Source organism: Monoglobus pectinilyticus (assembly GCF_002874775.1).
Taxonomy (GTDB): domain Bacteria; phylum Bacillota; class Clostridia; order Monoglobales; family Monoglobaceae; genus Monoglobus; species Monoglobus pectinilyticus.
Window position 1 is genome coordinate 1331228 of the sequence record NZ_CP020991.1, and the last position, 12340, is coordinate 1343567.

The 12340-nt window shown below is 36.9% G+C and carries 8 protein-coding genes; 6 read left to right on the plus strand and 2 right to left on the minus strand.

Going from position 1 to position 12340, the window contains the following annotated elements; genetic code table 11:
• Positions 1-15 precede the first annotated feature (15 nt).
• The 6 genes from B9O19_RS05880 (at position 16) to B9O19_RS05905 (ending at position 9648) form a co-directional block, all read left to right on the plus strand.
• The gene (locus tag B9O19_RS05880; protein WP_102365535.1) at positions 16-1395 is read left to right on the plus strand and encodes a DUF3329 domain-containing protein; all 1380 of its coding nucleotides are present in this window, start codon (positions 16-18) and stop codon (positions 1393-1395) included.
• 16 nt (positions 1396-1411) lie between these two features.
• Positions 1412-2620 (plus strand): acyltransferase, encoded by a 1209-nt coding sequence (locus B9O19_RS05885; RefSeq protein ID WP_102365536.1) that lies wholly within the window; start codon positions 1412-1414, stop codon positions 2618-2620.
• Between the two features lie 122 nt (positions 2621-2742).
• Positions 2743-4452, plus strand: coding sequence for an ArnT family glycosyltransferase (locus B9O19_RS05890; protein ID WP_102365537.1), 1710 nt, complete (start codon positions 2743-2745; stop codon positions 4450-4452).
• 17 nt (positions 4453-4469) lie between these two features.
• A complete protein-coding gene (locus tag B9O19_RS05895; RefSeq protein WP_102365538.1) occupies positions 4470-5444 on the plus strand; it encodes a glycosyltransferase family 2 protein in 975 nt (324 codons plus the stop codon).
• A complete protein-coding gene (locus B9O19_RS05900) occupies positions 5444-7579 on the plus strand; it encodes a hypothetical protein (protein ID WP_102365539.1) in 2136 nt (711 codons plus the stop codon). Before B9O19_RS05895 ends, B9O19_RS05900 begins: the two co-directional genes overlap by 1 nt.
• The gene (locus B9O19_RS05905) at positions 7576-9648 is read left to right on the plus strand and encodes a hypothetical protein (RefSeq protein ID WP_102365540.1); all 2073 of its coding nucleotides are present in this window, start codon (positions 7576-7578) and stop codon (positions 9646-9648) included. The genes B9O19_RS05900 and B9O19_RS05905 overlap by 4 nt, the downstream gene beginning before the upstream one ends.
• A gap of 618 nt (positions 9649-10266) precedes the next feature.
• Here B9O19_RS05905 and B9O19_RS05915 read toward each other — a convergent pair.
• Both B9O19_RS05915 and B9O19_RS05920 read right to left on the minus strand, forming a co-directional pair.
• Positions 10267-11250 (minus strand): ATP-binding protein, encoded by a 984-nt coding sequence (locus tag B9O19_RS05915; protein ID WP_102365541.1) that lies wholly within the window; start codon positions 11248-11250, stop codon positions 10267-10269.
• Between the two features lie 77 nt (positions 11251-11327).
• A complete protein-coding gene (locus tag B9O19_RS05920) occupies positions 11328-12338 on the minus strand; it encodes a DnaD domain protein (RefSeq protein WP_102365542.1) in 1011 nt (336 codons plus the stop codon).
• Positions 12339-12340 lie beyond the last annotated feature (2 nt).

The following is a 12340-nucleotide window of genomic DNA, read 5'->3' on the forward strand; positions in this document are numbered from 1 at the left end:
ACGGGGAGAAATATTATGGATAAAGTTGTTGAGTTTATAAAGAAGAACAAAGTTAAGGTTGCAGGTGCACTTATTATGATAGCCGCATTTGTTATTCTGCTTATAATCAATTTGCATGTGGATTATACATCCGATGACTTTAGATATAGATTTATATACGATACCCCCGGGAATCCTCTGCCAACGACAAAAAAGATTTCAAGTTTTTGGGATGTAATTATTTCAATGATTAATCATTGGAAGCTTTGTAACGGACGTGTTGTAGCGCATGGTCTTTTGCAGATGGTAATGCCGTTTGGGAAACTGTTTTTTAGGATTTTTAATTCATTGGTCTATGTGAGTTTAGGTTTTCTCATTTATAAACATTCGGTTTATGGGAAAAAGTCAAACTTATCTTTACTGGTACTTGTATATATTGGGATGTGGTTTTTCTTGCCGCAATTCGGCTTATCTGTGATGTGGGCTTCAGGCGCGGCAAATTATCTTTGGTGCGCAGCTATAATGCTTTCATTTATGCTGCCGTATAGAATGTATGCGGCAAATGGTGCTGATTCTGTTAAAGACAGTTGGAAGAGCGCTGTATTAATGGGATTGTTCGGTTTATTTGCCGGTTGTACAAATGAAAATACCGGCGGAGGTGTAGTGCTTATCTGCACCTTGTTTATCTTGTTCTATAAGATAAAAGGGTTTAAAATACCAAAATGGTCTTGGATTGGAGTAATAACAGCTGTATGCGGTGTTGTGCTTCTTTTGGCGGCTCCGGGGAATTACCGCATTGACTCAAAAGCGTCCTTTGCAGAAATACTGATAAGGTTTAAAGACGTTATTGCAAAAACGGAAACACTCGCTTTTTGGCTGTTTGTTATTATTGCAGTGGTTTTAATTTTAGCCTTGCTTGATAAGTCGAGACATACAAAACTGGGGATAAACTGGCTTGTCCCGCTGATATACTTTGTGGGATCGGTCGCTATGATATCTGTTTTGGCGTTTGCGGCAATGAGACCAGAAAGAACATGGTTTACAGCTATTGTTCTTCTTATTGTTATTGCAGGCTGGCTGTATTCAGAAATTAAATTTTCAGATGTAAAGCCATATATTATCACTGCTTCAAAATTGGGGTTAACCGCAGTATTTACTATAGTATTCTTAATTTCTTTTAATAAGGAACTTTCTGCAGTTAAATCTACATATGACCAAATAAAACCCGGACTGGAAGCAATTGAACAGGCGGTTGAGAATGGCGAGAATGAGGTGGAGATACCGCTTGTGACTCCATCGGATAGTAAGTATGACCCATATAACGGGGCTTTATATGCAGGCGACAGCCCAACGCTTTGGGTAAATGCCTGGATGGAGAAATATTATGGAATAGAAAAAATAACAGGGGTAAAATAAAAGTTGGAGGCGTCTTATGTTTGACAATGCGTCGGATAATATTAGATTAGATAAAAGGAACTATGGTATTGATTTACTTAGATTGGTTTCTATGTTTCTTATAGTAGTTCTTCATTCGCTTAGCAGAGGGGCTCTAGTGGGGGTTGCACCTTTTAATATACATTATGAGGCGGGTTTTTTAATTGAGGCTCTGACTTACTGCGCGGTAAATTGCTTTGCGTTAATATCGGGATACGTCGGTGTGGATTCAAAATTTAAATACAGAAGAATTGTACCTATTTGGCTTCAAGTTGTGTTTTATTGTTTGATATTTACCATGTTTTTTATGTATCTTAAGCCGGATTTGCTGACAAACAAAGCCTTGTTGGGAAGCAATCCATATTATACAGCTTTAACGCCTGTTATACATAACACTTATTGGTACTTCACTGCTTACTTTGCACTGTTTTTCTTTATTCCTTTTATTAATAAAGGAATGAGGGATATAACGATAAAACAGGCCTATGCGGTAATTATATCTGTCATATTTGTTTATATAGCATTGCCGTATTTTGCAAAAGTGGATCTATTTAAATTAGAAAAGGGATACAGCGCCACATGGATAATATTTCTGTATGTTATAGGAGCAGCGTTAAAAAAGATAAAAATAGAAAAACTAATCAGAAATAAGTATTGGTATTTGATTTTATATGTTTTAACCGCTGTGATGGCATGGGGCGGAAAATTTATTTCTGAATATCATACAAAATTAAACGGTGGTTTTAAGAATGATGAGGTATTTTTACAGTATAATTCTATATTCATTCTTCTTTCCGGTATGTTTTTGGTTTTGTTTTTTGCTAATTTAAATATAAATAATGATAAATTTAAAAAGGTGATAAGATTTTTGGCTCCGGCAGCATTTGGAGTATATATTATACATGTAAATCCTCTTATGTTTCAGCTTCCGTTTTGGGGTAAGCTTATGCAGTTGTCACAGAAGCCGCTCTACCTTATGGTACTGGGAGTTCTGCTGAATTCTCTGATTGTATTTGTCCTATGCTTAGCGGCAGACCTTGTGAGAATTCAGCTGTTTAGACTTTTACATATTAATAAATTTTTGGATTTGATAAGTGATTGGCTTTCAAAATATATGAATTTGTTCTGTGAAAAAGTGAAGAAATGTTCGGACGGGAATTCGGTAAATAATAAAAAATTATCTCAAGGAAAATTGAAAGATAGATAACAGTCTATTATCGTATAGATTTATGGTATTTTATGCGGTCAAGACCGATAGTATTGAATATCTTTTATTTGCGCAATTATGTGCGTAAGTATTATGGACCATAGTAGGAAAGGGGATTATAATTGGAATTTTTAACGAAGGCTGAGAATATTAAAATGATTAATAATATAGCTATGATTATTATACTCCTGCTATGTATTGTCAGTATGTGTAAATGGCTGTATGATTGTAAATTTTCTCAGAATACAATAAAAAGAGAACGAAATATTAACAGCAAGATTTACTTTATAGTTTTTGCTGCTGCTTTTGTTGTTGGAGTCGGAACCAGGATATATACATTTGGGCAGGCTCCCGGAGGTTTATTTTTTGATGAGGCGATGGCTGCTATAGACGGAAAAGCAATTGCGGATTATGGAACCGATCATTATGGAATGAGGTTTCCGGTTTATTTTGAAGCATGGAAAAATGGACATCAGTCTATAATGATGGGTTATATAATGGCTCCGATTATTAAGCTTTTTGGTTTTTCAAAGCTGACTATACGCTTGCCACTGTTATTGACAAGCATAGCGGGGGCAGTTTTTTTGGTTCTTTTAGCAAAGGACATGTTTGGCATGAAAGCGGCGGCAATCACAGCGCTTATAGTCGCTATGAACCCCTGGCACTTTATGCAGAGCCGCTGGGCATTGGATTGTTATATGTTCCCTCACTTTTTTATTATTTCTCTGTATTTCTTAAACAAGGGTATGAAGAATAAAAAGTGGCTGTATGTCTCAATGGTGTTTTTCGGACTTACTATGTATTGTTATGGTATTTCAATATATATCGTTCCGACGTTTCTTGTGGCATTTGCAATATATGCACTCATTAAAAAATATATCAATATTAAAGAATTGCTTATATCTATAGCTGTCTATCTGTTTATTGCATGGCCGAATATTTTGTGTATAATGGTTAACTTTTTTAAATGGGATACTATATCTACTCCGTTGTTTACGATACCGAGATTCTACGAAACACAAAGACAAACAGATTTGCTGTTCTTTACAGCTGAACCTCTCAAACAGTTGTGGGCAAACGCAAAGGAATTATTTAACCTCGTTGTTTTGCAGAAGAGTGATTTTTCAACTCATTCTATTCAAGGATTTAGTACTATGTACTATTTTTCAATACCGCTGGCTGTGGTTGGTCTGATTTATTTGTTTATACAAAAGAACAAGCTGGCCCGCGGAGTTATATTGGTATCATTAATCAGCTGTGCCGCAGGATGTCTAGTAACGCTTCCGGGCACATGGAGAATTGCCATTTTGTTGTATCCGCTAATGATTTTAACAGCGCTCGGAATAAAATTTATTATTGATAAGATAAGATTTTCTGAGTGGGCAGTATTGGCTAGCTATGCAATGATATTTATAATGTTTGTTTCAGTTTACTTTACAACATGGGCAACTGATATGTACCGGAATTTCTTCGGTGATTTTTGTGCCGCTCTTGAGTATGTCGAGACCTTTGATGTTGACAAGTATTATATTACATCAACAACCAGACTGCAGGATACTAAGAAGGAGAGCGAGGCGTATACTATATTTTTCCATGATATAGACGCTCGTTACTACCAGGGCTTGACGAATGAAAATCATGGAAAAACATATTTGCCGTATAAAGAAAGATATAAATATAGCAATATTCAGCCGTCCGACGTTAAAGAAAATGAAAATGCGGCGTACATAATTACTACCGCAGAGAAGAAGTATTTTGATGAAACTAAATATGATTTTAAGCCGTTCCGCGGTTATCAGACCGATTATTATGCAGTAACAAAAAAACAATAATTGTAAGGAGCAAATAAATGGATAAAATCGCAGTTCTTATTCCATGTTATAATGAGAGCAAAACAATTGAAAAAGTTGTAAAAGATTTTAAATCTGTTCTTCCTGAGGCAGTTATATATGTTTATGACAATAACTCAAGTGATAATACGGCTGAAAAAGCTGAGAAAGCTGGGGCAGTTGTCAGGCATGAATATATGCAGGGAAAGGGAAATGTCATACGCCGTATGTTTCGTGAGATAGACGCGGAAGTTTATATAATGGCTGACGGCGATGATACATATCCGGCAGAATACGCCAGGGAAATGGCTGACAAAGTTATATTTAAAAAGGCGGATATGGTTGTGGGGGACAGATTATCTTCAACCTACTTCACTGAAAACAAAAGACCGTTTCATAATCTTGGAAACACTCTGGTGAGAGGAAGTATTAACAGGCTATTTAAGAATAATATAAAAGATGTTATGACTGGTTATAGGGCTTTTAGCTATAACTTTGTAAAGACGTTTCCGGTTCTTTCGCAAGGGTTTGAGATTGAAACTGAGATGACTATTCATGCTGTAGATAAAAATATGGCAGTAGAAAATGTTATTATTGATTACAGAGACAGGCCTGACGGAAGTGAGTCAAAGCTAAATACGTATTCGGATGGTTTTAAGGTTCTGAAAACAATTATCAGATTATATAAAAACTATAAACCCAGGCAGTTTTTTACACTGTTTTCCTTCTTGCTTGGTATAATAGCGCTGATATTTTTTGTACCGGTGTTTATAACTTATATAAAGACTGGGCTGGTTCCGCAAATGCCAACCCTGGTCATGTGCGGATTTGTTGTGTTAGCTGCTATACAGTCTTATTTTTCAGGACTTATTTTGTCTACTATAGCTCAGAAAAGCAAACAGGATTTTGAGTATAAGCTGGTGCAGACGGAGGATAAACTTAAGGAATTTAAGTCAGAGAACAGCGATAAAAAGGTAAAGGGCGGTGAATTATAATGGAACATAAAATTAATACAAAATGGTTAGTGTCGGCGGCAGCCGTTTTGGTTATAGGCATTTTGTTGATGCTTAATTTCTATGGTTACCGCAGCATGAATTTTGAACTAAAAAAAGCCGGTGCAGCAAGCGATTCTGAACAGGTATCTTATGAGCCGCACCTCACTTATCCCAAAGGCGAATATGAGCTTGAGGTTAAAGGAAGCGGAGAGGTTACGGTTAAATCTGCTGAAGGAAATACGCTTGGAAGCGGAAAAGCAGGAGCTTCTTTTAATATAGAGCTTGACAAGGATGAGAGTGATATAATCATTTATAGTTCGCAGTCGGGCAATCTTTCAGGAGTAACCGTCTCAAAAAACGGCATGTTATATAATGACCTGGGATTCTTGACGCTTCTTTTGATTTTGGCAATGCTGTATATTTTGTATGTAAGGTTTTTGAAGAAGGGCAGCCGTGATGATAATGCGGTGATTATGCTGGTGCTTTTGGGAGCGGTGTTTGCTAGTTATCCGCTGTTTAGCGGAACTATTGGATTCGGACATGATTTAAACTTTCATTTATACAGAATAGAAGGAATTAAGGACGGAATTTTGTCAGGTCAGTTCCCGGTCAGAATTCATCCTACGCATAATAATGGATATGGATATATAACCGCGAGCGTTTATCCGGAACTGTTTTTGTATTTTCCTGCTGTTTTGAGAATCTTTGGACTTTCACCCGTCATGGCATATAACACATTTTTGTTTGGTGTTAATGTTGCCACGGCGCTTATAATGTATTATTCCGCAAAGGGAATGTCAAAGTCTAAGTATGTCGGGCTTATAGCGTCGATCATATATACGCTGTCAACTTGGCGCGTTATGAATTTATATTACAGGGCTGCTATAGGTGAAGCTTTAGCCATGGTGTTTTTCCCGCTCGTAATTTATGGGTTGTATTGTTTGCTTAAAGGCGATAAGAAAAAGTGGTGGGTTCTGGCTTTGGGATGCACCGGAGTATATCAGTCGCATGTTATAAGCACGGTGTTTGTGGTGATAACTATTATTGCCGCTGTGCTGATGTTTATCAAGAATTTTATAAGTGACAGACGCTGGTTAGGATTTTTTAAGGCTGGAGTTCTTACGGTTTTGCTCAACTTATGGTATTTGGTGTCATTTATAACATATTATTTTGGTTTGGATATGGCAATACGGCATACAAAGGAGAATACGGAATTTTTCTCAAATGCTATTTTTCCGACTCAGTTATTTAATATATTTAACACGAATTTTGGTTATTCACAGCTTCTCGACAAAGGCATGAGAAGCGATATGTCACTGTCGCTGGGCGTAGGGGTTACAATCTGCCTGGTTATAGGGATTGCTTACTTTATATTCAGAAAGAAAAAGGAAATAAAGAATGAGTCTTTTGTATTTGGTATTCTTGCTTTTGGTGTGCTGCTTCTGTTTATGGCAACAACTTTGTTTCCGTGGGAGCTCCTGCAGCAAAATAAGCTGATTAATATGTTTGCCGGAACAGTGAGAATGCCGTGGAGATTTTTGAGTTTAGCGTCTCCAATATTCTGTATTGCGGCGGCAATAATAATCGGTGCAGTTTCAAAAAGTGATATGTCAAAACGAATCGTTATAATGGTGACATGTTTTGTATGCGCAATAACATTTGTTTCATGGGGAACTGCATACACAACACAGCTGGACCCGGCGCTTAAAAAGGGTTATGCGGTATCCACAAGCGGAGCTGTTGGGCTTGATAATGAATATTATGTGGTTGGAACAAATGCTGACAGGCTGACGGCTGAAAAGTATGAGACCAGCGACGGAGTTAAGGTGGACAGTTATTATAAGTCAGGGACTAATATCGAAGCTGAGATTTCGGGTGCTAAAAACGGTTCTTATATTGAAGTTCCGCTTCTATACTATCCAGGATATTCTGCTAAAGATAACAATGGAAACAAGCTGGAAACCGAGGACGGGACAAACCACGTTCTGAGAATAAATCTGCAAAACGGAACTGATACTGTTAAAATAAAGTATTCTGGGTTATGGAGTTTTAAACTAGCTGACGCGGTCACCATTTTAACATTATTGGGAATGTCGGCGCTTTGGTTTTATCATAAAAGGAGAAATCTGATATGAAAAGACTAAAGGAAGATAATTTAAAACATTTTTTTGCGGAGGAAACTCTAAAGAAATATAGTGTAGTTTTTATAATAATCCTAGCGGTCATGCTTATTTGCGAGTTATTTATATTTAACTTTAAATGGGTAAATTCGGCTTTTGATAAAAAAGTAGACGCAGAAATGACTTTATCAGGGATAAATGAATCCGGAACTGACTTGAAGTTCACAAGTGACAGCGCGACAATTGAATATAAAAATTTAAATGAGGAACTGAAGTATTTGTATTTTAAACCCGGAAGCAATAAGGGGGGAGTGGCTGATATAACCTTATCAGCAGTTGATGAGGCGAATTCCAGTTATTTTTCTGCTCCGTCGCGCACCGTTTTAACAGATGTAAAGTCCAGTGAGTATATAAGACTTCGTTTTAGCGGAGAGGTAAAGGATTTCAAAATCACTGTAAACGGTATGAACGGAAAAACTATAAGCAAAGATAATATAGGTCTTAATGTCCGCGTTCCGCTTATGTTTTCCTGGATTAGATTTTTACTATTATCCTTAACGCTTATGTTGCTATATGTTTTAAGACCAAAATCTTTTGTGTATAATTATAAAACTGATTTAAGTAAAAACTGGCAGAGAATTGTTACTCTTGCATTGGTTGCTATCCAAATTATTACTTTTTGGAACATGATACACTGGAATACAGGTGTATTGGAATGGCATAAAAGTTATGAGCACCATAGGCAGTACTATTCTTTAATCGATGCGATTAAGGAAGCTCACTTGTATCTTGATTTTGAACCGTCTTCAGCATTGAAGAATATGGACAATCCATATGATTTCAGGGAGAGGTATGCTCAGAATGTAGCTTTCAAATGGGACCATGCGTACTATGATGGAAAGTATTATGTATACTTTGGAGCGGCGCCTGCGATTCTGCTTTATTTGCCGTATAACTTAATTACCGGAAATGATTTGCCAAATTACATTGCAGTATTTATTTTTGGAATTATGATTATGATAGGCATACTGCTGCTGCTTTGGGAGATTATTAAAAAGTGGTTTAGGAACACGCCGTTTGCCTTATATTTGTTATTGTCGGTTGTGTTTGGAGCGGCGGCATGTCTTGCGTATGCTGTGCAGAAACCTGACTTCTATTTGGTTCCAAGTTTGGGGGCTATAATGTTTGGCCTGTTTGGATTAGCGTTTTGGCTGTCAGCGGAAAGAAAAAACGAGGACGGAACAACCTCACTTATATCCTGGAGATTGGCGGTAGGTTCCGCTTGCGTAGCAATAATTGCAGGGTGCCGGCCTCAGCTTCTTATAGTGACTGTGTTTGGAATAATTTTATTCTGGAACTCAGTATTTAAGGAACGCACGCTTTTCTCAAAAAAGAGTTTGAAACAGACTGTTGCTGTCTGCCTGCCGTTTGTGATAGTCGGCGCGGCGGTAATGTGGTATAATTACGCAAGATTTGGTTCCCCGTTTGATTTTGGAGCAAATTATAATTTAACCACAAATGATATGACTAAGCGTGGGTTTGTTTGGGGCAGAACCGGGCTTGGAATATTTACTTATTTACTCCAGCCGTTTAACATGGACGCAGTATTTCCATTTATTCATGACTTTAATGCGGCAACTGTCTATCAGGGACTTACATTAACTGAGATGTTAATGGGCGGAGTGTTATGGCTGTATCCAATTTTGGTTATTGGACTATACGGCGCTTTTAAGAAAAATAGTTTTTCCGACAGGCGTTCTTATAGATTTGTATACTTCTCGGTGATTTTTGCGGTAATTTTGGCAATACTAGACGCGCAGATGGCCGGTCTTCTTACCAGGTACTTCACAGATTTTGTGTGGATAGCCTTTATCGGAACTATCATAACGGCATTTGCTTATTATGAAATGCTGAGGGATAACGAACACAGCAGGAGAAAGTTTGCAGGAATAATCTTAACGTTTTCAGTAATCACTTTAGTACTCTGCTTTTTGTCCATCTTTGCGCATACCGAGGATTCAATAATGAAAGCGAATCCAACATTATACTTTACAGTTCAGCATTTAATAGCTTTTTGGATGTAGGAAGCTGTATTAGGTTTGAGTAAGTTTTAATAAAGATTTAAACACACTGAAATTTGTGTTTCCGAGGAGATATAAAATAATTTAGACAGATATAAGGAATTGATGGATTTTCAAACGCGTCTTTATGAGCTGGACGAAATTAATTCATGCTTGTATGATATAGGTTTTACTAAATTAAGTGTGTATTCATCTTATGAAAAAGTAATCGCCGAAAATAATCAGACGGAAAAATTTTTGTATGAATGTTCTTTTTAATGACTTTAAGTATGACAAAGAGATTAAAACTCTTTCTAAAATTAAAGTTTTTTGTTATTGCAGAAATTAAATGGAGATTTGAACTAACTTAATTATCATTGTTGTTAATGCTTTTGCATTCACCGCTATATTTTGGAGAATAGTAGTTTTATAATTTTCATAGCTGTCCATAGTCTATATGATATAGAGAACGGAATAGATATGAGTTTTTGCTGTCCTATAAAGTTTTATTGATTTGCAGGTAAGAAAAATCCCTCTATGTTTTTATCATAGAGGGATTTTTAACAACTTATACATAATAAAAACAAAAACAGAAAAAGCTAATTCAGGTTGTATATATGCAGAGACCATTATACTAGCAATTTATCTTTTCTCAAACATTTGTTTCCTTAAATCTCCGCCTGTAATTATCATTATTTTAAAATCTCCTAAAATTCTTGAAGTAAAACGGGAGCTGTATAGTTTTTCCATGCTGTCAAAATCAAGATTAGTTGATATAACTGTGGACTTATTATTTATCAGTCTTGTGTTTATAAGGTCGAATAAAGCGGCCGCGGTAAACTGAGTTATGAACTCTGTTCCTAAGTCGTCTATTATAAGCAAGTCAACTGAGTTTATGTACTTTATAACGCTGACTGCGCTGCTCAGCTCGTCAGGATTTTCATATTTGCCGAACTTTACATTTTCAAGCGTCTCGCATAACTTGTACGACGTCTGATAATATACAGTCTTTCCGCGGGCGAGGGCCCGGTTTGCAATACAGCTTGAAATATAAGTTTTCCCGGTGCCGGCGTTCCCTTTTAACATAAGATTAAGCCCGTTTTCAAAATTATCGGAAAAGTCTTTAGCTGAATTATATACTGTCTTTGCAATATCCAGCGATGATTTACCACTGTTGTCAGGCACAGGTGAAAACAATGAAAAGTCAAAATTTTCAAAAGTTTGTTTTTTCATGAGCGCTGTCATATTTGAGTTTATATCAATATATTTCATAGTCAGCGCTTTCAGACATACACACTTTTTACCGTTCTCGTCAAATCCGGTATCATGGCATATATCACAATTAAAATGTTCATCAAGATAATCGTCAGGCAGATTTAAGCTTTTTAAAATAGAAATTTTTTTCTTTTGTTTCTCTTGAATAAAATTTTTAATTTTTTCAAAATCTTTTCCGCCGTGAAGAACCGAACGCAGTAAGGCGTTGCCGCCCTTCATAAGGTCGGATTCAATTTTTGAATATTCAGGAGCAGCAGTGCGTATTTCAGCTTTTTTTCTTTCAAGCTCGGTTATATTATTTTCTCTTATCTTATTCAGTTCATTCATGGCAAGCGCGTGTGCCGACTGCATATTACCACCCTGTGTTCTGCCGCTATGGCATTATTTTTAATTCGTAGTTTTTTAAACGATTATATAAGAATATGTAGCTAGTTGTCAAGCATCATATCAAGAAGTTTTTCCTCTAAGGCGTCATAGTCTGTTTTGTTTGTATCGTTATAATTATTAAATTTGCTCTTTTGGACATTGGAATTTTGTTCTGCTTTTTTGCTTTTTTGCCCTTTTGTTTTTCCGTATATTTCCTCGCTCCGTTTCACACCGTCAGCATCTTTAATACCTTCTCCGTGCCATGATACAAGAATTTTATTCATATATGCAAATGAAAGCTTTCCTGTATTTTCAACCGTTTTATCATATGCCAGCGAAACAAGTTCGGGAGAAATATTGAGTTCCTCTGTCCATGCGCTTATATATTTCTTTTCGGTTTGTGTGAGCGCACGGTCATAAATCCCCAGTATTGTGCGGATTTTGTGCTCATTGCTTCCTATTTCCTCGAGCTGCGTTATGTATTCCTCCGCTTTGTCAAAAGTATCTATTCCTTTGTCCGCCCAGTCAATAGCTACAGTCTCTAAGTAACGCTTTCCGACTTTGCCCTGCTTAGCGGCATAGCTGAGCAGCATTACAATAACTTCGCATGGAAGCCCGAGCCAGTCATAGAATGAGTATAGCAACTCTATCTCATTTCCTGAGAGCATGTGTCCGAGTATACTTTCCGCCTGATAAAACATTCCGGACAGAACTTGATTCTTGTCTGCCGCTGAATCTATCTCAGAGCTTTTATAGGACGGCCGCATCTTGGCATTGGATCTCTTTCTCTTAGTCGGTCTAGCTGAAGGATTCTTGTCGCTTTTGTCTTTTTCTGTGAATTCATAGGTATCTTCATCTATCTGTCTCATCTCTCCGAGACTTACCCAATATCCGAATATAAATTTTATCCTGTCCGCCGGTAGACAAAGCCCGCCGGCCACAGTTTCGGCGTTTGGCATCTCATCATTATGATTTAAAAGATATTTTGTATATAGATAGACTTGTATATACTGCGGATTTGCAAAGCGAACATACTTTTCAACAAATTCAAAGCTTAATTCAATTTTGTCCATAT